At 68.2% G+C, this 20,966-nt stretch carries 21 protein-coding genes; 3 read left to right on the top strand and 18 right to left on the bottom strand.

Annotated features, from left to right (window positions below; translation table 11 throughout):
- The first annotated feature begins 35 nt into the window (after positions 1-35).
- Positions 36-734: an alpha/beta hydrolase family protein gene (locus tag GOAMI_RS02645; RefSeq protein WP_006434837.1), complete on the top strand. Its 699-nt coding sequence runs from the start codon at positions 36-38 to the stop codon at positions 732-734.
- Positions 731-1,159 (top strand): type II toxin-antitoxin system PemK/MazF family toxin, encoded by a 429-nt coding sequence (locus GOAMI_RS02640; protein ID WP_006434836.1) that lies wholly within the window; start codon positions 731-733, stop codon positions 1,157-1,159. Before GOAMI_RS02645 ends, GOAMI_RS02640 begins: the two co-directional genes overlap by 4 nt.
- Here the strand turns inward: GOAMI_RS02640 and GOAMI_RS02635 are convergent.
- The 4 genes from GOAMI_RS02635 to GOAMI_RS02620 form a co-directional block, all read right to left on the bottom strand.
- The gene (locus GOAMI_RS02635; RefSeq protein ID WP_006434835.1) at positions 1,156-2,004 is read right to left on the bottom strand and encodes a transglutaminase family protein; all 849 of its coding nucleotides are present in this window, start codon (positions 2,002-2,004) and stop codon (positions 1,156-1,158) included. The two genes, GOAMI_RS02640 and GOAMI_RS02635, sit on opposite strands and share 4 nt — an antisense overlap.
- The gene (locus tag GOAMI_RS02630) at positions 2,001-2,978 is read right to left on the bottom strand and encodes an alpha-E domain-containing protein (protein WP_006434834.1); all 978 of its coding nucleotides are present in this window, start codon (positions 2,976-2,978) and stop codon (positions 2,001-2,003) included. The genes GOAMI_RS02635 and GOAMI_RS02630 overlap by 4 nt, the downstream gene beginning before the upstream one ends.
- Complete coding sequence (locus GOAMI_RS02625) at positions 2,975-4,795, bottom strand: circularly permuted type 2 ATP-grasp protein (RefSeq protein WP_040004519.1); 1,821 nt, start codon at positions 4,793-4,795, stop codon at positions 2,975-2,977. Before GOAMI_RS02625 ends, GOAMI_RS02630 begins: the two co-directional genes overlap by 4 nt.
- 79 nt (positions 4,796-4,874) lie before the next feature.
- Positions 4,875-6,026 carry a hypothetical protein gene (locus tag GOAMI_RS02620; protein ID WP_006434831.1) on the bottom strand — a complete coding sequence of 384 codons (1,152 nt, stop codon included), beginning with the start codon at positions 6,024-6,026 and terminating at the stop codon, positions 4,875-4,877.
- Between the two features lie 230 nt (positions 6,027-6,256).
- Here GOAMI_RS02620 and rpsT point away from each other — a divergent pair, with 230 nt between their 5' ends.
- Positions 6,257-6,517: a 30S ribosomal protein S20 gene (rpsT, locus tag GOAMI_RS02615; protein ID WP_006434830.1), complete on the top strand. Its 261-nt coding sequence runs from the start codon at positions 6,257-6,259 to the stop codon at positions 6,515-6,517.
- A gap of 363 nt (positions 6,518-6,880) precedes the next feature.
- On the opposite strand, the gene holA is transcribed toward rpsT, so the two are convergent.
- The 14 genes from holA to GOAMI_RS02545 form a co-directional block, all read right to left on the bottom strand.
- The gene (holA, locus tag GOAMI_RS02610; protein ID WP_006434829.1) at positions 6,881-7,849 is read right to left on the bottom strand and encodes a DNA polymerase III subunit delta; all 969 of its coding nucleotides are present in this window, start codon (positions 7,847-7,849) and stop codon (positions 6,881-6,883) included.
- A 214-nt stretch (positions 7,850-8,063) separates the two neighbouring features.
- Entirely contained in the window at positions 8,064-9,620 is a 1,557-nt protein-coding gene (locus tag GOAMI_RS02605) for an HD domain-containing phosphohydrolase (RefSeq protein WP_006434828.1), read from the bottom strand.
- A gap of 23 nt (positions 9,621-9,643) precedes the next feature.
- Positions 9,644-10,471 carry a methanethiol S-methyltransferase gene (gene mddA, locus GOAMI_RS02600; protein ID WP_006434827.1) on the bottom strand — a complete coding sequence of 276 codons (828 nt, stop codon included), beginning with the start codon at positions 10,469-10,471 and terminating at the stop codon, positions 9,644-9,646.
- Complete coding sequence (locus tag GOAMI_RS02595; RefSeq protein ID WP_040004518.1) at positions 10,468-11,214, bottom strand: hypothetical protein; 747 nt, start codon at positions 11,212-11,214, stop codon at positions 10,468-10,470. The genes mddA and GOAMI_RS02595 overlap by 4 nt, the downstream gene beginning before the upstream one ends.
- 59 nt (positions 11,215-11,273) lie before the next feature.
- Positions 11,274-12,686 carry a ComEC/Rec2 family competence protein gene (locus GOAMI_RS02590; RefSeq protein ID WP_006434825.1) on the bottom strand — a complete coding sequence of 471 codons (1,413 nt, stop codon included), beginning with the start codon at positions 12,684-12,686 and terminating at the stop codon, positions 11,274-11,276.
- A 4-nt stretch (positions 12,687-12,690) separates the two neighbouring features.
- Positions 12,691-13,692: a ComEA family DNA-binding protein gene (locus GOAMI_RS02585; protein WP_040004517.1), complete on the bottom strand. Its 1,002-nt coding sequence runs from the start codon at positions 13,690-13,692 to the stop codon at positions 12,691-12,693.
- Between the two features lie 103 nt (positions 13,693-13,795).
- Positions 13,796-14,656: a DegV family protein gene (locus GOAMI_RS02580; protein WP_006434822.1), complete on the bottom strand. Its 861-nt coding sequence runs from the start codon at positions 14,654-14,656 to the stop codon at positions 13,796-13,798.
- Between the two features lie 59 nt (positions 14,657-14,715).
- Positions 14,716-15,465 carry a diglucosylglycerate octanoyltransferase gene (octT, locus tag GOAMI_RS02575; protein WP_006434820.1) on the bottom strand — a complete coding sequence of 250 codons (750 nt, stop codon included), beginning with the start codon at positions 15,463-15,465 and terminating at the stop codon, positions 14,716-14,718.
- A complete protein-coding gene (locus tag GOAMI_RS02570) occupies positions 15,462-16,175 on the bottom strand; it encodes a histidine phosphatase family protein (protein WP_006434819.1) in 714 nt (237 codons plus the stop codon). The genes octT and GOAMI_RS02570 overlap by 4 nt, the downstream gene beginning before the upstream one ends.
- Positions 16,172-16,534, bottom strand: coding sequence for a ribosome silencing factor (rsfS, locus tag GOAMI_RS02565; protein ID WP_006434818.1), 363 nt, complete (start codon positions 16,532-16,534; stop codon positions 16,172-16,174). Before rsfS ends, GOAMI_RS02570 begins: the two co-directional genes overlap by 4 nt.
- Positions 16,535-16,552: 18 nt before the next feature.
- Positions 16,553-17,314, bottom strand: a complete 762-nt coding sequence (nadD, locus tag GOAMI_RS02560; RefSeq protein WP_006434817.1) for a nicotinate-nucleotide adenylyltransferase — start codon at positions 17,312-17,314, stop codon at positions 16,553-16,555.
- 30 nt (positions 17,315-17,344) lie between these two features.
- A complete protein-coding gene (locus GOAMI_RS02555) occupies positions 17,345-18,730 on the bottom strand; it encodes a vWA domain-containing protein (protein ID WP_006434816.1) in 1,386 nt (461 codons plus the stop codon).
- A complete protein-coding gene (locus GOAMI_RS02550) occupies positions 18,730-19,653 on the bottom strand; it encodes an AAA family ATPase (RefSeq protein WP_006434815.1) in 924 nt (307 codons plus the stop codon). Before GOAMI_RS02550 ends, GOAMI_RS02555 begins: the two co-directional genes overlap by 1 nt.
- A complete protein-coding gene (locus tag GOAMI_RS02545) occupies positions 19,653-20,936 on the bottom strand; it encodes a glutamate-5-semialdehyde dehydrogenase (RefSeq protein WP_006434814.1) in 1,284 nt (427 codons plus the stop codon). Before GOAMI_RS02545 ends, GOAMI_RS02550 begins: the two co-directional genes overlap by 1 nt.
- Between the last annotated feature and the right edge of the window lie 30 nt (positions 20,937-20,966).

The raw sequence follows: 20,966 nt of genomic DNA, 5'->3' as shown, positions 1-20,966 counted from the left end.
GCGAATGGTGCCCAGGCGGATGGCGGGGCGCTACCGTGGCAGCCGTGACAGCCGAGTCCGACGAGTCGGAAAAGCCAGGGACCACCATCACCGTCGTCGAGACCGACGACGTCGCCGCCGACGTGCACCGGCCCGACGGCACACCGCGCGCCACGATCGTCCTCGCGCATGGCGCCGGCGGGAACCGTTCCGCCGTCATCCTGCGCGCGCTGGCCGACGAGCTGGGTTCGCGCGGGTATGTCGTCGCCCGGATCGACCTCCCCTATCGCCGCCGCCGCCCCAAGGGACCTCCCAGTCCGTCGACGTCGCCGGCCGACCGCGACGGCATCCGCGCCGCCTGCGCGATGTTCCGGGCCGAGTCCGACGGCCCGCTGTTCGTCGGCGGTCACTCCTATGGCGGCCGCCAGGCGTCGATGGCCGTCGCCGAGGACGGCCCGGCCCTCGCCGACGGTCTCCTGCTCAGCTCCTATCCGCTGCACCCACCGGGCAAGCCCGACCGGCTGCGCACCGAACACCTGCCGTCGATCACGGTGCCGACCCTCGTCGTCCACGGCAGCACCGACCCGTTCGGAACCACCGAGGAGATGGCCGAGGCCATCGGTCTGATCGATGCGCCGACACGGATCGTCGAACTCGAGAAGGTCGGTCACGACCTGAACCCGAAGAAGAAGCCGACCGCCGCGCTGACCGCCGACGCGGTGGACGAGTTCCTGATGGGAGAAACTTCCGCATGACCCGCACCAATCGCCCCGCCGCTCTCCGACCGAGTCGGGAGCTGGCGCGCACGATCAGCTACGTCCCGGACCTCGACGGCGACGCCGATCCCGGCGAGATCGTGTGGACCTGGGTCGCCTACGAGGATGATCCGAGCCGGGGCAAGGACCGCCCCGTGCTCGTCGTGGGCCGCGATGCCAACGACGGGACCTCCGATGACGTCCTCGGGCTCATGTTGTCCAGCAAGGACTACCACCGCGATGACGACGACTGGTTCGCCGTCGGGGCCGGCACCTGGGACTCCCAGAACCGGCCGAGCTTCGTGCGACTCGACCGCGTCCTCGTCGTCGACGCCAACGGAATCCGACGCGAGGGCGCCGTCCTCGACCGTCGCCGCTTCGACGCCGTGGCCGACGAACTCAGGTCGCGCTTCGGCTGGCGTTAGGCCAACCTGGTGATCTCCACGATGACGTCGAGATCCGTTGCGCCGCCGCCGGTGTAGACACCCTTGAGCGGCGAGACGTCCGCGTAGTCGCGACCCACGCCCACCGACACGTGCTGTTCGCTGATCGAGGTGTCGTTGGTCGGGTCATAGCCCCACCAGCCACCGGTCCACGCCTCGATCCACGCATGGCTCTGGCCCTGGACCGTCTTGTCGATCGCGGCATCGGGTTCCGGATGCAGGTAACCCGACACGTAGCGAGCGGGAATCCCCAGGCCCCGCAACATCACCAGGGTGAGATGTGCGTAGTCCTGACAGACGCCCTTGCGCTCGTTCCAGGCGTCGACGGCGGTGGTGTGCACGCCCGTGGTGCCCGGAACGTACTCCATCTCGTCGTGGACGAACCGCGAGATCGCCTCGACCGTCTCCCCCGGTGTCAGGCCTTTGGCCACCTTCTTGGCCGCCGAGATCAGCTGACGGTTCCTCGGCACGTACGTGGTGTTGGACAGCATCTCGTCATAGCGGTCGATCACGGCGTCGCTGGTGATGTCCTCCCAGGTCGCCTGCTCGTCCTCGCCCGGCCGTTGCCCGCGATCGGTCTCGACCACCGACATCCCCGACACCTCGAGTTCCTCGTGCGGCGCGTGGAGATCGAAGGCGGTGACCGCGGTTCCCCAATAGTCGGTGTAGCGGTACGACCTGGTGGCCGGGACCGTCTCGACACGGTTGACGATGACGTTCTGCCGGGCGTCGCTGCGAGGCGTGAGCCGGGCCTCGTTGTACGACGAGGTGACGGGACCGTTGTACGCGAAACCGGTGGAATGGACGACGCGTAGACGCCAGCTCACAGTTCACTCTCCTCGATGACTTGCCCGTCGCTGACCCGGGCGTCGGCCCACGAGACGTACGGCGACACATGGAAGTACTGCTTGGTGACCGCCTCGTTGACGGCACGGCAGGTGTCCTGCAGATCGACGAGCCGTTCCTGCAGCCCGTCGAGCAGCTCACCCGGTTCGAGGAACTCCAGCGAACTCCGCGCCCGGCCGAGCAGCAACTGGGCCTCGGCCTGTGCGCCGACGCGGCTGGGGCCCTTCTCGAGCTGGGCGAGGTTGCGCTCGGCGACGCTGAGCGCATGGAAGATCGCCCGCGGGAACAGACGGTCGAGCAGCATGAACTCGACGATGTTCTCCGCGTCGAGGACGCCGCGGTAGGTCCGCAGGAAGGTGTCGTGACCGCCGGCGGACACCAGCACGTTGACCCACGCGGGCGACGACGTGCGATCCCCCGCACGCGACAACAACATCCGGATCGTCATGTCCACCCGCTCGACCGATCGGCCGAGCAGCAGGTAGCGATAACCGTCGTCGTGGCTCAGGGTGGCGTCGGCGAGGCCGGCGAACATCGCCGCACGGTTCTTCACATACGAGAGGAACTCGTGCGGCCCCAGGCGACGTGAGCGGCGTTCGGCGGCGTCGAGCCCGTTGTAGGTGGTGTTCAGACACTCCCACAGCTCGCTCGACGTGACTTCCCTTGCGCCCCGCGCATTCTCGCGTGCCGCACGGATCAGGTCGACGATCGACCCGACCGCGTCGGCGTCGTAGGCGACGCGCTCGGTCAGCGTCCAGACGTCGAGCTCCTCGTCGGTCTCGGGGGCCTCGAGGCCGAGCACCTGGATGATCAGTCGCGCCTGCTGGTCGACGTCGACGGTGGTGTCCTCGAGCAGCTGATGGATCGCGACGTCGAGGATGCGCGCCATGTCGTCGGCGCGTTCCACGTACCGGCCGATCCAATAGAGGGATTCGGCGTTGCGCGCCAACATCATCGGGGATCACCGCCCTGCTGCTGGATCATGTCGCCGAGTTGCTGACACTGCCCGCCGGACGACTGCGACCGGGATGTCGTGCCCTGCTGCTGCTGCTGGGTCTGTGTGTGGACCGGGTCGGGGGCGCTGTCGGCGGGTCGGGCCGCGGCGACGCCGCTGGAGGTGACCACCTTCGCCCCGGACAGTTCGCGTTCGGCCTCCGACGTCCGGCTGGCCAGCACCCAGGTGTCCTTGGAACCGCCACCCTGACTGGAGTTCACCACCAGCGACCCCTCCGGCAGCGCGACGCGCGTCAGCCCACCGGGCAGGACCCACACGGACTCACCGTCGTTGACGGCGAACGGACGCAGGTCGACGTGACGCGGCCGGATCTCGTTGCCGATCTTCGTCGGCACCGTCGACAACTGCACGACGGGCTGCGCGATCCAGCCGCGCGGATCGTTGCGGACTTTACGCGCCAGCGTGTCCAGTTCCGCCTTGGTGACCTCCGGCCCGAAGACGATGCCGTATCCGCCCGATCCCTCAACGGGTTTGACGACGAGTTCGTCGATCCGGTCGAGCACTTCCTCGCATTCCTCGGGAAGCCAGCAGCGCAGGGTGTCGACGTTCTGCAGGCTGGGCTTCTCCCCGAGGTAGTACTGGATGATCTCCGGGACGTAGGTGTAGATCAGCTTGTCGTCGCCCACTCCGTTGCCGACCGCGCTCGAGATGACCACGTTGCCGGCGCGGGCCGCGTTGAGCAATCCGGCGACACCCAGCATCGAATCGGGGCGGAACTGCATCGGATCGAGGAAGTCGTCGTCGATCCGGCGGTAGATGACGTCGACGCGCTGTTCGCCCTCGGTGGTCCGCATGTAGACGACGTTGTCGCGGCAGAAGAGGTCTCGCCCCTCGACCAGCTCGACGCCCATCAGCCGCGCGAGCAGCGAGTGCTCGAAGTAGGCGGAGTTCGCCACACCCGGCGTCAGCACGACGATGTTCGGGTCGGCCTCGTTGAACGCGGCCGACGCCCGCAGTGCCCGCAGCAGATGGCTCGGATAGTCGGCCACCGCACGAACGCGGTGTTTGGAGAAGAGGTCGGGGAACACGCGTGCCATCGCACGACGGTTCTCGAGCACATACGACACACCCGACGGGGAGCGCAGATTGTCCTCGAGGACACGGAAGTCGCCGTTCTCGTCCCGGATCAGGTCGATGCCGGCGACGTGGATGCGAACACCGTTGGGCGGCCGGATGTTTGCCGCCTGCCGATGGAAATGCTCACACGAGTGGACGAGGCGTTTCGGCAGCACACCGTCGCGCAGGATCTCCTGCTCGCCGTAGATGTCGTCGAGGAACAACTCGAGCGCCTGCACACGCTGGGTGATGCCCGCTTCGAGCTTGCTCCACTCACTGGCCGAAATCACGCGCGGCACAATGTCCAACGGGAACGGACGCTCCTTGCCGGACAGCGAGAAGGTCACGCCCTGGTCGAGGTAGGCGCGGCCCAGTGCTTCGACGCGGGCCTCGACCACATCGGACTGGTCCTCGTCGGCCATCGCCTTGTAGATGCCGCGGTAGGGCGTACGCACCTCCCCCGCGGCATCGAACATCTCGTCATATGCCTTGCCGTACGGGCCTTTTGCGTATCCACCGAAGTTTCCGGTGAAGTTTCCCTCGCCACTCGACTTCGTCGGCTTGGCGGCCGATCCCGAACTCTTCGTCGCGCCGGATCGGCCCGACGCCGATTTCCCGGACGAGCTCGACGTCGTCGTCTTCGCGGATGCGGACTTACGCGCCGCCTTCTTGGCGGGCGCACTTGTCGATGCGGGGGTCATAAAGTGCCATGGTGCCGCATAACCGCGTAAACGGCACGACGGTTGGCCACCCGTGTCGCGCAGGGCACGCGACCGCAGCTCAGCGCGAGCGACGCATCGCGAGAGCGCGGCGCTTGACTCGCCGCAGGACGTTGGCCGCGCGGGTCTTGACCGGTGGCCCCACCTTGGGCAGCGGCGCCGCCAGCACCATCGACGCAATCGTGTCCAGCGCCACGTCGAGCACCTCCCGGTCCGACGGCATCGGCGCGTCGGCGGCGCCCTCCGTGGAAACCTCGAGGTCGGCGAGGTCGCCGGCGACGTCGTATCCGGCGTTGCGCACCGACTCCACCATCGTGGCCGCCTGGGCGGCGGCCCACTGACGATGTTCGACGGTCAGCCCCTGCGGCGCGCCCGACCGCGCTTCGAACAGGATCTCGCCGATCAGCTGCCCCTTGATGATGCGTTCGTAGCGACGCCATTCGATGGTCTCGGGCTGGAGGCGCTGGTTGAGACCGCGCAGGAACTCGGCCTGAGCGGCCGACAACGAACTGTTGAGACTCGGCACCGGGATGTTCAGCGGTGCGGGGTCGACGTTCATGACCCGGAGGAAGCGATCCCACAGGGTGTCACCCGTCGCCGGCCGGCCGCGCGGGACGGTCACCACGTGCACCCGTTCGGGCCCGACGAACTTCGCCCATTTGGCGAGGATGCCGACGTGGTCCTGGAACTCCCAGAACGGTTCGTCCTCGACGAGCGGACCGGCGTCGTCGGTGGCCGTCTCGCCCACCGAGTTCGACTCGGCCGCGAAAGCCACCGCGTCGACGAACTCGTCGAAGGAGGCACGACGCTGATTCTTGACATTCTCCTGCCACACCGAGGGGAGCTGCCTACCGAGGTCGCGGACGGTGGCGATCACGTGGACCTCGTCGGCGAACGACAGATCGGCCAGCAGCCGCTCGATCTGCTCGCTGGTTGCGGTGCTGTACAGCTCGTGGGACAGCAGTGACGTCTGCGGCCAGGCCCGCATCTGCCCGAGCAGCTTGGGCCACACGCCGGCGAAGGCCGGGTCGGCCCAGTCGAGGTAGCGCTCCGGCTGGAGGTGGACCGCGGCGTGGAAGTGATCGGAGATCACATTGCCCGGATAGAGCAGCCCCGACGTCTGCAACGCCAGGTCACGGTTGCGCCAGAGTCGATCCTGCAGGTGCGTGGTGCCGGTCTTGGGGAGACCTATGTGTACGTAAACGACGGACATGATGACTCGAGCCTAGACTTTCACGCACGATGATTCTTTCCGGCGTGCGTCGCGCGCGCAACGGATTTTGGGCTGGCCGAACCCGGCTGGTAATGTTGTCCGCTGTTGCGGTGATGCCGTGAAGATACTTCACGCGCCAACACCGCGCGGGGCGAGCCCGGACCACCCGGTCCGCCGCCCCGACCCAGAACAGACAGTCATATCCACCAGCAACGACAGAGGTAACACGCGTGGCGAACATCAAGTCTCAGATCAAGCGCAACCGCACCAACGAGAAGAACCGGCAGCGCAACGTGTCGGTGAAGTCGGCGCTGCGTACCTCGATCCGTAGCTTCCGCGAGGCCGTCGAGGCCGGCGACAAGGCAAAGGCTGCCGAGCTCGGGCAGGCCGCGAGCCGCAAGCTCGACAAGGCCGCCAGCAAGGGTGTCATCCACGCCAACCAGGCCGCCAACAAGAAGTCGGCCATCGCTCTCGCGGTCAACAAGCTCTGAGCTGACCCACTCCGACCTCCGGGTCGCCTCGGCGCGGCGCGCCGCCATATCCTCATACGTACGATCACCCCGGCAGCATCCACGCGGTTGCCGGGGTGATCGTCGTTCTCGGGCGCCTTCGGGCGATGGGCCCCTGTTACTCGCAGAGTCGCCTGCTGTGGAGCCGCCCCTTCGCCGGTTGAGCCGCCCCCTCCCGCTGGTTGAGCCGGCCACAAGCGCAGCGAGAGCCCCCCCTCCGCCGGTCGAGCCGGCCACGAGCGCAGCGAGAGCCCCCCTCCGCCGGTCGAGCCGGCCACAAGCGCAGCGAGAGCCCCCTCCGCCGGTCGAGCCGGCCACGAGCGCAGCGAGAGCCGCGTCGAAACCTCAGCTCCGACGACGCCCGTCCGGCCGGAGGTCGGCGACGGCCGCAACGGCGTACGTCAACGCGAAATCGGCGTCCGCGGCCTGGCCCTTGACGTCACCGTTGAGTTTGGCGACCACGCCGATCGCGTGCGCGATCGACTCCGAATCCCACGCCTTGGCCTTCGCCTGCACGCTTTTCACCCGGTTCGGCGGCATGCCGAGTTCGGAAGCGGCCGCGAAGTGATCGATCGACCCCATCGGCCTGATACGGGCGATGGCGTGCACGGCCTCGGCGAGGGCATCGGCCAGCAAGACGCGCGGCACGCCGTGATGCAGAGCCCAGGCCAGCGACTCGAGTGCACCGGCCCGGTCACCGAGGACCGCTTTGTCGGCCACCTCGAAGCCGGTCACCTCGGACCGACCCTGGTAGTAGAGCTGGACGGTCTCGCGGTTGACCTTGCCACCGGTGTCGGCGACGAGCTGGGCACACGCGGCGGCGAGCTCACGCAGCTCGGAACCCACACTCTCCACGACCTGCTCGACGACGTCGGCGCTGACCTTCACCCCGAGGGACCGGAACTCGTTGCGGACGAACGTCATCCGGTCCGACGGCCACTTCGGTGCGGTGGTCGCGTGTTCCACCGCGCCGGCCTTCTTGAGCGCCGGCACCATCGACTTGGCGCGCCCCCCACCGTGGTGGATCACCATCAGCGTGATGCCCTCGGGCAGGGATGTGGCCGACGCGGCGATGAGGGCCGCAGGTTCCTTGCCCGCGTCGGCGGCCGCCTCGATGACGACGACCCGCTCCTCGGCGAAGAGCGACGGGCTCAGCAATTCGGCCAGCTCGTGTTCGCTGACGTCGCCCGCGCGCACCCGGGTCACCGGGACCGGAGTGCCCGCCTCCTTGGACGTGGCCTCGGCCACCGCGGAGATCACCCGGCCGGTCAGGAAGTCGTCGTCTCCGAGGAGCAGGTGCAGGCGATCGGTCACGTGCTCATCGTGCCAGATCCGGCCGACAACGCCGCGGGGGCTACTGCGACGGTCTCAGCGCCGTGTGATCGACCTGCCCCGCGCCGAAAACCGCCCCTGACAAGCACCCTGTCAAGCGGCGTCGACGACGTATTGTCTCCCGCTGTCCCCTCGAGGGCGCATTTCCGGGGCGCTTTTCGGGGGTGCATTTCGGGGGCGGGCTCCGGCCGCGGGCTCACGACGGTCCCGCGAATCCGTTCTCCAGGGCGTACAGGCTCGCGCCGACCCGGTTGGATGCCCCGATCTTCGTGTAGGTGCGCTCGACGTGATTGCGCACCGTCTTCTCGCTGAGCACCAGTTTCGACGCGATCTCCCGATTGGACAACCCTCGCGCGACGAGGCCAAGGATTTCCCGCTCGCGAGGTGTGAGCGCGTCGGTGCGCCGTGCCCGGATCCGGGCGTGGCCGGCGGCGGCGAGGACGGCCTCGACGCAGTCGGCGTCGAGCTCCCCGCGAGCGGCGCGGCGTCCGAGCCGCGCCACCGCGTCCTCCGTGGACATCGCATCCCGATAGGGCCGCGGTTCGATCGCCGATCGATATGCGACTGCCGCGGCGAGGATGCGTTCCGGTCGTCCGAGCGCCGGCCCGCCGAGTCCCAGGGGATAGCCCGTGCCGTCCAGGTGCTCGTGATGGGTCCGGGCGATGCGAGCCTCGTCTCGGAGCCCGGGAATGCGCGTGAGGACGCGGTCGGTGAGATACGGGTGCATACGTACTCGCTCCCACTCGGCCGCGGTGAGGTCACCGGCTTTCGACCAGATCTGGTTGGAGACCCCGATCCGGCCGACGTCGTGGAGACAACCGGCACGACGGATCACCGCGATGTCGTGCCGGTCGAGACCGAGGTGTCCGGCGGCCGACTCGGCCAATGCCGACACATCGCGCGAATGGCCCAGCGCGAAAGGACATTTCAGGTCGACGAAATCACCGATGGCGAGTAGGAGGTGGTCGAGACCCGGATCGTCGAGGCGCAGCTCCGCGTCGGGTGCGATGGAAAGCGCCAGCTCCCAGGGATCGTCGGAGTCGGCCGGGAACAGTGTCGCGGGGTCGTCGACGAACGCGTCGACGACCCCGGGATCGAAATGACCGCCCCGGCGACTCCGGGCCATCGCCACCGCGCCCTCGACCCCGTACATGCGGTGGTGAACCTCCGCCATGTCGGCCAGTTGCGCCACCCGCATCTCGATCGGGATACCCGCACCCGACACCCCGCCGGGTAGTCCTCCCCCGTCGAATCGTTCGAAAGTGAACGTGATCGCGTGCTCGACGTCGGCACCGAGTCCGATGTGGCCGGCCAGGGCGGCCGCCGACAGGCAGTGTGAGTGCACGAGCAGCGACATCTGGCCGCGCGCATCCCGGAAGAGTTCGGCCATCGTCCGCATCCGCCTGGGGAGGGATTCTCCCCGACCGAGATTGCCGACGACGAACCGCAGGTACGGCAGACCCGACCAGTCGACGAGGTAGGCGTCGCGCCGAACCGCGATGTCGTCGCCGAACCAGTGGGCGTACTCCGCGGAGTCGGCATGGCACCCGATCCACATCACGAGCGTCGTGTAGTAGACGGTGTCCTGCTGGTGACGGTCGAGTCCGAGCCGATGAGCCAACCGACTGGCGATGACCGCCGAGCGCAACATGTGCTCGGCCGGCTGACCGAGCCCGAGATCGATCGCGACCGAGAGCCCGGCCAGCACCTCGACACGACGCGGCAGCACATCCTGCGCACCCATGGCGTTCATTGTCGCGCTCTTCGGCCCGGGTGTCAGCTGACCGGCACGTGCACCGGGTGCGACGTCCGACGTGTACGCAACCCCGGCAGCAGCATCGGCACGCGACGGCGGTATTCGACGTAGTCGTTCCCGAAGGCCCGGATCAGGTCCCGTTCCTCGAGATGTATGCCGACGAAGATGTAACCGGTTGTCGCGCAGGCGAACAGAAGGTGCCCGACGGTCATCGTCGGCGTCACCCAGAAGGCGATCACGAAGCCCAGATAGATCGGATGACGCACGACCCCGTACCAGAGGGGTGTGATGAACCGATATGGCGGGAGCGGACGCCGGCGCGCATTGGCGACCACCTGCCGCAGCCCGAACAGGTCGAAGTGGTTGATGAGGAACGTCGAGGTGAGGACGAGAAGCCAGCCGAACACGGACACCCCGACGAGAAGCGCCCGCGCAATCGGCGCCGAGACATCCCAGATGGTGGCCGTGACCGGATGCCACCACCACAGGAGTGCGGCGAGACAGGCGGTCGCCGCCAGCACGTAGGTGCTGCGTTCGATCGGGGTGGGCACGATCCTGGTCCACCTCTTCTTGAAACCTTCGCGCGCCATCACGCTGTGCTGCGCGGCGAACAAGGTCAGCAAGGCCAGGTCGATCACCACCGCCAGGGCCACTCCCGTCGACGGTCCGCTCCGATCGACGGTCCGCGGGACGATCTCGACGCCTCCGACGACGATCGAGGCATTCTCGACGAAGGCGATCGCCCACAGGAACGCGATCAGGAAGGCAACGTAGGCGATCACACCGTAGGCGAGGTATCCGAGGCGGACGAGAACTCCTGTCGTAGCGCCGGTTTCGGTGGTGGTCATCGCACTGCTCCCGTGTGGTGAAGTGAGTCCGGGTCGGTCGTGATGGTGCTCGGAGTGTCGAACGCCGATCGTCCGACGAAGAACAGACCGCGTTGCGGAAGCGGGATGTCGCCGATCCGGACCTGCTCGTCGAGTGGTGCGGGAGCACCGAGAGTCTCGCCGTCGAGCGATGCCCGGCTGTCGGCGACGCGCCAGATGTACAGAGGTGTTCCCCGGAACTCGGGCCCGTTGGGGGTCCGTGCACACATCCGGACTCGGCCGGCACGCAGCATGATGGTTGCCATCGGTCCCACCGCGTGCAGCACCGCCCGGCTGCGCCACGCTGCTGCGGGCGTCGCACCGCTCAGCGCTGTCATCACGCGCGTCGTGGGTGACGAGGTCAGCTCGATCTGCCAGGTGAGGGTGTTGCCGAGTGTCACCTCGAACGTGTGGTCATCGGCCCACCCGACATCGATCGCCGGAACCTGACGGGTCGTCGCGTCCGCATCGAAATACCGCGGGCAGCTCCGCCCGGGTTCTGTTGTCGTATAGATCGTCCAGTGTCCGTTCGGATCTCGGTGCCATACGGACCGGTACGCCGGACCGATGGAACTGGCGATCATGTCACGCAGGGCCAGATAGTGGCCCGACCTGAACGGCAGGCCCATGACGCCGTATCCGGCGAAACGTTCATCGTCGCCGTCAGCGAGTCGCGGGTGAGCGCGGACATCGGTGACGACCTCTCGGGGTGTTCGTGTGTTCATGACCCCAGAGTCGTCCGCCATACGCCTCACCCGCGTGGGGCATCTGCCTCATCTTCCCCTCACCCCAGCACCTCCACACTCGCCCACCCCAGCACCTCCACACTCGCCCACCCCGGCCCGCCGAAGGTGTGCGCGCACCAGATCATCCACCACAGTTCCGGCCCCAGAGCTCGGACCAAGAGTTCGGCGATCCCGGCACCGAGGCCGTCGGGCGGACCGATCGCACCGATGAGGGCGGCAGCGGTACCGACGACGCTGATGATCGCGACCACGGGTGCGACGAGGAGGTTGGCCACGATCCCGACCACGGACAGCTGACCGGTCACCAGCACGACGATCGGTGCGGTCACCACCTGCGCGGTGACCGCCATCGCGATCACCTCCGCCAATCCCGGCGGACAACGCCACGCCCGCAACCGATCCCGGAGACGAGGCGCCCACAGCACGATGGCGCAGGTGGCCGCCACCGACAGCGCAAAGCCCGGCTGCAGCGCCAACTCCGGCCACCACAGCAGACCGCCGATCACTGCGGCCCCCAGAGCAGGCAGCGACTGCGAGCGTCGCGACGCGAACAGAGCCAACACCCCGACCCCACCCATCAGCGCCGCGCGCAACACGCTGGGTGTCGGCCGGACGAGCATCACGAAACCGACGATCACCACGAGGCCGACGATCGCCGACGAGCGCGGCGGCACCCCGATGCTGCGGACGATGAGAAGCGCTGCGCCGCAGACGATCGCGAAATTCGCTCCGGACACCGCGGTGAGATGGCTCAGGCCCGCGGCCCGGAAGTCATCGCGCAGTCCCTCGTCCACCCCGCTCTCGTCGCCGAGCACGAGCCCCGGCAGCAGACCCGCGGCCTCCGGACCGAGGGCGCGGGTCGCCACCAGTTGTAGGCGTTGCCGGATCGATCCCGCGACGGTCTGGTACGCGGGCGGTCCGCCGACGAGCTTCGGGGAAGACGCGGTGAGGGACGCGACGAGAAGAGTTCGGTCCGGTGGTGGCCGCACCTTCACGACGGCGACGACTCGTTGACCGGGCAGCAACCCCGCCCATGCCTGCGTTGCACCACGAAGGTCTGCCGGCGCGGTCGAGACCCGCTCGGTACCGATCTGTTCGACGTCGACGCGCGCGCGGATGCGTCCCTGCCCCGTCGGGCCGATCGGCAACGGATCGCTGCGAAGAGTCATGACCACCGTCGCCTTCCCCGACACATGCGACAGCGGATGATCGGCACGGGCCTCCTGCCGGAGCGAGAGGGATGTCGCACAAGCCGCGGCCAAACCCGCTCCTACGACGACCAGCCCCACCGCCTCCCAGCCGAGCCGGTGAGCACCGCATGCCAGCACCCCGGCGAGGGCCACCACCGCCGAGACGATCGCGACGCCGACGCCGACACCGACCGGGGCCACCAGCCCGCACGCCGTCACCGACCACACCATCACCGCCGGCACCAGCAGCCGGAAGTCCATCGCCTCAGACCGTCACGAGGTTCACCAGCTTCGCCAGCCGGGCCGGACCGATCCCGTCGACTTCGGCGAGCTGGTCCACAGATGTGAAGCGGCCGTTGCGTTCTCGCCAGTCGAGGATCGCCTTCGCCGTCACCGGACCGACGCCGGGGAGCGCATCCAGCTCGGCCTCGGTCGCCGTGTTGAGGTTGACCCGGCCGCCCGGTTCGGCAGCCGACGATGCCGGTGGCGGACTTCCCCGCCCGACCGACGGGCCCGGTGCAGGCACACCACCTTCGGCTCCGACCACCGCACTACGCAGCGACATCTGCCCCTCGCCGGCGGCATAACCGACGAGGATCTGATCTCCGTCGCGCAGAATCCGAGCGAGATTGAGCGACAAGAGGTCCGCGCCCTTGCGCGGCCCACCGGCCTGGTCGATCGCCTCGGCGACCCTGGCTCCCGGAGCGAGACGCACCAGTCCGGGTCTGTTCACCAGTCCGACGACGCTCACCACCAACCGGGCCGGCGTCGTACTCGGTGGCGCGCTGACCGGAGGCACCGATGCATCCGGCATCGACGACGAACCGGCCGTCGCGCCGAAATCCACGACTGGTGCGGAATCCGTTCCGCGGAACAGTCCGAATCCGGCCACGACACAGGCGATCACCCCGACCGCGATCAACGCGATCGCCGCGGGCGGTGCCACGGCGAAGCGTCGGCGCGGAACGGGATCCTCGTCCTCGTCCCGGTCCTCACCCGACCGATCGTCGTCGGGGTCGAGCACATCGTCGAAATGCCCACGCGTCGGCGACGTGGGCGGCGGCGCATCCAGCCACGTCGGCATCCCACCGATCCCCCACCCCGGATGCTCGGGCTCCTCGACCGCCACGGCTGCCGCGGCAGGGTCACCGGCACCCGGCGGTGGGTCGGAGCCGGCCGCGGCCGGCGACAAGTCGTCCCGGCTCGCCGGCCGCTCGACGACCGGCCCCAACCGGTCCAGCGGATTCCGCCGTCCTGATGCGCTCATGGCGTCACACGCTAGGGGTGTTCAGAACCGATCACGTGAGCTGTGGACGCCGACCACGAGATCTGTGGACAGGAGCGCGGCTGTCGACAGGAAACGGGCGCCGTCAGCCCTCCTCGAGCCCTTCGATCGGTTCGAGATGCGACGCGATGACGACGCCCACCGCCCCGGGACCCACGTGGGAACCGAGGATCGGCCCGAGGTCGACGGTCAGCTCGGAGGTCACCATCCGCAGCCGGTTGCGCAGGGTGGCGAGAAGTTCGGCCGCGACGTCCGGGGTCTCGCAGTGCTGCACTCCGACGGTGACCGCGCGACCTCCCGCCGACTCGACCGCGGCGCCGACCATCTTGTCGAGCGCCTTGGAGAACGTGCGATGGCGTTCCTTGAGCTGGAGCGTGCCGTCGACCATGTGCAGGATCGGCTTGATCGACAGCGCCGACCCGAAGAGTCTTCCGGCCGCGGAGATCCGGCCACTCTGACGCAGGTTGTCGAGCTGCTGTACGCACAGCAGTGAGTCCACCGTCGCGGCCTGCCGGATCGCGGACTCGTAGACGCGGTCGCGGTCGGCCCCACCGGCGGCCGCCTGGGCCGCGGCGATGGCGGTCAAACCCACTGCGAGACCGACAGATCGGGAATCGACGATGCGGACCTGCCCAGAGAACTTCTCCGCCGCCAGCCGTGCCGAACCCCAGGTGCCGGACAATCTCCGGGACATGTGCACGCTCACCACACCCGCTCCCTCGCTGGCCTCCAGCGCGGATTCGAAGTACTCGGTGAGTTCGGCGGGATTAGCTCCAGACGTGGTCACGCCGGGCATCGAGACGACATCCTCCGGAATGGGGTCGATGCCCTCGCGGTAGTCCTTGTCCTCGACCGTCACGTGCAGCGGCACCTGCCGGATCCCGTAATGCTCGGTGACCGACTCCGGCAACCGAGAAGAGGAATCTGTGACTACGACGACAGGCACCCGTCTACGTTAGCCGGTTCACCGGCCCGACCTCACACGGGAGTCGTGGCGTCCGTCGACTATCGGTTCGCGCGGCTCTTCTCGACCACCGGCGCCACCGCATCGGCGATCCGGCGATGGCACGAGAAGCCCCAGTGGATGCCGTCCGGGTTCATCTCCGCGGCCGGATCGTCGAACGCGTCCCGGGTCACCGGGTAGAAGTCAACGCAGGGCAACCCGTGTCTCTTCGCCCACCGCGCGATCGCCGCCGTCGTCGGGATACGACCCGTGTGGACGTAGCCGTAATACGGGCTGCGATGGGTCGGTGGCAGACACACGACGATCGGCAGCTCCGGGCGTAGCTGTGTGAGGGCCTCTCGGATCTTGTCCAGGTATTCGACGGTCACCTTCGGCGGCAACGCCAGCGGCCAGCCCAGACGCGAGCCGCGCGGCTGCACCCATGAATACGCGTTCCGCACCAACTGCCGCAACCGATTCGGCCGCACATATCGGATCTGCTCCCGCAGCGCGGTCGGCAGCGGCGAGGGCAGCGTGTCCATCCCCCCGAATGCCAGCACGACGACGTCGGCATGCGGCACCGTGGCCCAGATGTTCGGGTCCTGGGTCAGCGCCCACCACACATCGCGGCTCGTCCAGCCGATCCGGCCGAACAACCGCACGGGCAGACCGACGTCGGCGCCGACCAGCGACGGCCAGATCCGCGGATCGTCCGCGGGCAGCCCGCCGACCGGGCCGTAGTAGGCCAGCGAGTCGGACAGGACCAGTACACAGCGCTCCCCCGCAGGGGCATCGAGAGCCGGATCGGTCACTGCACGGCTGGATCGGAGTCCTCGGCCGACGCATTCCACACGTCGAGACGCCAGCGCGGGAGCTCGCCGGGCATGCCGTGCCCGGACAGCTGAACCCAGCTGGTGTTCGCCAACCCACCGAAAACCGGCCAGTTGTCCACCGGCAGTCCGAGCAGCGCAGCGGTCATCGCCGCGATCACCCCGCCGTGGGCCACCAGCACGACCGGAGCCTCGGGGTTGTCACCCACGCCCCATTCCGGCAGCTGCTCGATCAGCTCGTCCACCAGCGGGGTGGAACGCTTCGCCACGTCGACGCGGCTCTCGCCACCCGGCGGCGTCCACGTCGCGTCGTCGCGCCACACCACACGCGCTCCCGGCATCGCCGCGTCCACGTCGAGATGGGTGAGACCCTGCCACTCGCCGAGATGGGTCTCACGGAGGCGCTGGTCGACTGTCACCGAGAGCCCGGTGCGCTGCGCCAGCGCCTCCGCGGTCTCCCGTGCACGCTTCAGATCCGACGACCAGATCACCAGGGGCTGCCGCTTGGCCAGTTCGATGGCAGCCGAATTCGCCTGCCGCACACCAAGCTCGGAGAGGTCGGTGTCGAGCTGGCCTTGCATGCGGCTGCCCGCGTTGTACTCGGTCTGCCCGTGACGCAACAGGATCAGGCGCCGGACGACCGGGGTCAGGCGCTCGACCGAGGTGTCGTGATTGTCGGGACCGCCGCTCACGAAAGCCCTTCCACCTCGACCACCGGACAGTCCTTCCACAGACTCTCCAGTGCGTAGAAGCGTCGTTCGTCGGTGTGCTGGATGTGCACCACGATGTCGGCGTAGTCGAGCAGAGCCCACCGGCCCTCACGGGTACCCTCGCGGCGCAGCGGCTTGTGCCCGGCCTCCCGCAACTTCTCCTCGACCTCGTCGACGATCGCATTGACCTGTCGCTCGTTGTCCGCCGACGCGATGACGAAGGCGTCGGTGATCACCAACTGTTCCGACACATCGATCACGGTCACCTCATGGGCGAGCTTCTCCGCGGCCGCCAGAGCAGCCACCTTGGCCATCTCCAACGCTTCAGCTGACGCAGTCACACAAGTCCTCTCGAAAATTCACTTACCGGCCGAGGCCGCAGGCGCTCCCGGCGCAGGATCAACTCTGCCCGCTCGCTCCGCTCCCGGCGCAGGATCATTACCGCCCGCTCGCTCCGCTCCCGGCGCGGACACCCCGGGCGACGACGCCCGAGGCGCACGATACAGCTTCCTCTTGGCGATGTACTGCACGACGCCGTCGGGCACCAGGTACCAGACCGGTCGTCTCTGTGCCGCACGCGTGCGGCATTCGGTCGACGAGATCGCCAGCGCCGGGATCTCCAGCAGGTGCAGCGTGTCATCCGGCATCTGGGCGAGATGCTGCGCCAGATGCGTGGCGTCGAGCTCATACCCCGGCCGGCTCACACCCACGAACCGCGCCAGCTCGAACAGTTCCTCCCAGTCCTGCCACGACAGGATCGACTCCAGCGCATCGGCCCCGGTGATGAAGTACAGCTGCGCATCGGGCAGCTGTTTCCGCAGATCACGCAGCGTGTCCACGGTATAGGTGTCACCGTCACGGTCGATGTCGACGCGACTCACGCTGAACTGCGGATTCGACGCCGTCGCGATGACCGTCATCAGGTACCGGTCCTCGGGTGGGCTGACCATCGTGTGCTCGCCCAGCTTCTGCCACGGACGCCCGGTCGGGACGAAGATCACCTCGTCCAGCTCGAAACGGTGGGCGACCTCGCTGGCCGCCACCAGGTGCCCGTTGTGGATCGGATCGAACGTGCCACCCATGACGCCGATGCGGCGCGCGCGGTGGCGGTCGGTTGACATGGACGGTCAGTCTACGCGGTGACGGCCGGGTCAGACCGGCAGCAGGTCGGCGATGACGGTTCCCAGCTGCGTCGCATTGCGGCATTCGAACATGTCGATGACCTCCGCGTAGTCGGTGGCGACCGAATCACCGGTTCCCCAGTGCTCCTTGGCCTCGGGGTTCAGCCAGTACGCGTGCCGGGCGCGTTCGACCAGTTCCGCGAGCGCGTCGGCGTGCGCGTCGTGGTAGTTGTTGCGCGCGTCGCCGAGCACCAACAGGGCGCCCCGGTGCGTCAGCGTCTCGACGTGGTCGGCGACGAAACCGGCGAGCATGTTGCCGTAATCCGAATGTCCGTCGCGCGTGGAGATCCGCGCGGTCGAGATCATGTGGTGCATCGCAGCACCGAAATCCTCTTCGCCATGGTCGAAGAAGTCGGTGACCTCGTCGACGGTGTCGACGAAGGCGAACACCCGTACCTTCGAGAACTGTTGCCGCAGTGCATATACCAGCCGCAGCGTGAACTGGCTGAACCCGGCGACCGACCCCGACACATCGCAGATGACGATCAGCTCCGGGCGTCCGGGACGCGGCTTGCGGTGACTGAGTTCGATCGGGACGCCGCCAGTGGACATCGACGCGCGCAGTGTCTTGCGCACGTCGACCGCCCCGCGATGGGCACGACGCCGCCGCGTCTCGAGCTTGGCGGCGAGCAACCGGGCCAGTGGCTCGATCGTCTTGCGGATCTCCACCTGCTCCTTGGCGCCCGCGGAGAGGAAGTTGACGTTCTCCGGCAGGGGCGGCACCGCATACGCGCCGACCTTGTCCCGGCCGTTGCGATCGGCCATCCGACGCTGCGTCTCACGCTCGATCGCGGCCCGCAGGTCGGTGGCCTTCTGACGCGCGGCTTGCCGGTACAGCGGCTCGGTACCCGGTCGGGCACCGTCGCCACCGGCCATCGCCGCGGCGATCTTGGCGATCAACGTCTGCGGGTTGACCGCGGAGATCGCCTGATACGCCGAGAAGGCCTCGCCCTTCGTCGACCCGTAGCGCCCCAGTTCGTCGACGATCATCGCGATCGCCTGCTCGAGCCGCCCGTCACCGGCCGCCGCATCGTCGGCCAGCATCTCCGCCAGCGCGTCCCGCACCGCCTCGACGTCGAGGTTTCCGTCCTCGTCGCGCGGCAGATCCTCGGTGACGGTGCGCATTCCCGCGCCGACCGGGAACCACAGGTCGAAGACACGGTCGAAAACCCCTCGATGCGCATGGTCGACGAGCAGCGTCGTCGCCAGACCCTCACGGAGGCGGGACCGCTCGAGCAGATCGAGCACCTCCATCGCACTCGCCGCGTCGATCAGCGCCGACGGCCCGACGACGATCCCGCGACGACGCAGCTCATCGACGAAATCGGTGAGGTGCGCGACGAGCGGAGTCGTCATCAGCCCAGCTTGAGTTCTTTGAGAGCCGTCTTCAGATCGGGCCGGTGTTTGAGCACCACACCGAGGGTGCGGGCGATGAGGCCGTCGTCGAGTCCGCCGCGCTTGGCGTCGGCCTGTTCTCCCGCACCGAGCGCGAGCAGCGTGTGGGCCCAGTCGATCGTCTCGGCCACCGACGGCTTCTTGCGGATGTCCAGCGTCCGCAGCACACCGACGATCCGGACCAGTTCTGCACTCAGCGACGCCGACAGGTTCGGCACCCGCGACGCGAGGATCTCCTTCTCCCGCTCGGCGTCGGGGAAGTCGATGTAGAGGTACAGGCAGCGACGCTTGAGCGCCTCGGACAGTTCACGCGTGGCGTTCGAGGTGAGCAGCACGATCGGTCGGCGCTGCGCGGCAACGGTTCCCATCTCGGGGATGGTGATCGCGAAGTCGCTGAGCACCTCGAGGAGCAGCCCCTCCATGTCGACGTCGGCCTTGTCGACCTCGTCGATCAGCAGCACGGTCGAACCCTCGCGCGAGATCGCCTTCAGCAGCGGCCGCGGCAGCAGGAACTCGTCGGAGAAGATGTCGGTCTTCGCCTCTTCCCAGGCGCGGTTGCCCGTCGCCTGGATGTGCAGGATCTGCTTGGCATGGTTCCACTCGTAGAGCGCGCGGGCCTCGTCGATGCCCTCGTAGCACTGCAGGCGGACGAGCTCGGCATCCGTGGCTGCGGCGATCGACTTGGCCAGTTCGGTCTTGCCGACACCCGCGGGTCCCTCGACGAGCAGCGGCTTGCCCAGCCGGTCGGCGAGGAAGGTCGACGTCGCCGTGGCGTCGTCGGCGAGGTAGCCGGTGTCGCGGAGCCGTGCGACGACGTCGTCGACGGAGGTGAACGACGGGACGACCTGTGGTCCGGAACCGGTGTACTCCGTGGAGCCCGTCATCAGGCCGGCCGAACGTGGCCGTTGCCCCAGACCAGCCACTTGGTCGAGGTCAGCTCGGGCAGGCCCATCGGGCCGCGGGCGTGCAGCTTCTGGGTGGAGATGCCGATCTCGGCGCCGAACCCGAACTGCTCGCCGTCGGTGAAGGCGGTGGAGGCGTTCACCATGACGGCGGCGGCGTCCACGCGGCGGGTGAACTCGTCCGCGGCGGCGAGGTCGGTGGTGATGATCGCCTCGGTGTGACCGGTGCCGTAGGAGTCGATGTGGGAGACGGCGGCGTCGAGGTCGTCGACGACCTTCATCGCGATGTCCATCGACAGATACTCCTTGGTCCAGTCGTCCTCGGTGGCCGGTTCCATGCCCGGCTCGTCACCGTGGATCACGACGCCCTGGGACTGCAGGACCTGGGTGATGCGAGGCAGCGCGTCGGCCGCCACCGCCTTGTCGATCAGGACCGTCTCGGCGGTGTTACAGACACTCGGCCGGCGGGTCTTGGAGTTCAGGATGACGCGGACGGCGACGTCGAGGTCGGCGAGGGCGTGCACGTAGACGTGGCAGTTGCCCACGCCGGTCTCGATGGTGGGGACGGTCGCGTTGGAGACGACGGCCTCGATGAGACCGGCACCGCCGCGCGGGATCACGACGTCGACGAGTCCGCGGGCGCGGATGAGCGCGGTGACGCTCGAGCGGTCCTCGCTGGGCAGCAGCGACACGGCATCAGCGCTGACGCCCTTCGCGGACAGGGTCTCTCGCAGGACGCGGACGAGTTCGGCGTTCGACGACGCGGCCGACGACGAACCGCGGAGCAGCACCGCGTTACCCGACTTGAAGGCGATCCCGAAGGCGTCGACCGTGACGTTGGGCCGCGCCTCGTAGACGATGCCGACGACACCGAGGGGAACCCGTACCTGTCGGAGTTGAAGTCCGTTGGGCAGTGTCTTGCCGGAGACGATCTCACCGATCGGATCGGGCAGGACCGCGACCTGACGCAGACCGTTCGCGATGCCGACGACACGGGATTCGTCGAGACGCAGGCGATCGAGCAGGCTCGCCTCGGTGCCCGCCTCCTCGGCGCGCGCGATGTCCTCGGCGTTGGCGGTGAGGATCGTCTCCGACGCGGATTCGATGGCGTCAGCTGCCGCGAGCAGGACCTCGTTCTTGTCCGCCGACGTGAGACCACCCAGCGAGCGGGATGCCGATTTCGCCGCTCGCGCGAGTCCGAGGACGACCTTCTCGGTTCCGGACTCGTCTCTTGCGACGGAGGGCTCTGCGGTGGGTGCGCTCATCAACATCCTCGACTTCGCGGGTGGTCGCCG

Origin of the sequence: Gordonia amicalis NBRC 100051 = JCM 11271 (assembly GCF_000332995.1) — a bacterium.
GTDB classification, from domain to species: Bacteria; Actinomycetota; Actinomycetes; order Mycobacteriales; family Mycobacteriaceae; genus Gordonia; species Gordonia amicalis.
This window is presented reverse-complemented; position numbering and strand designations above follow the sequence as displayed.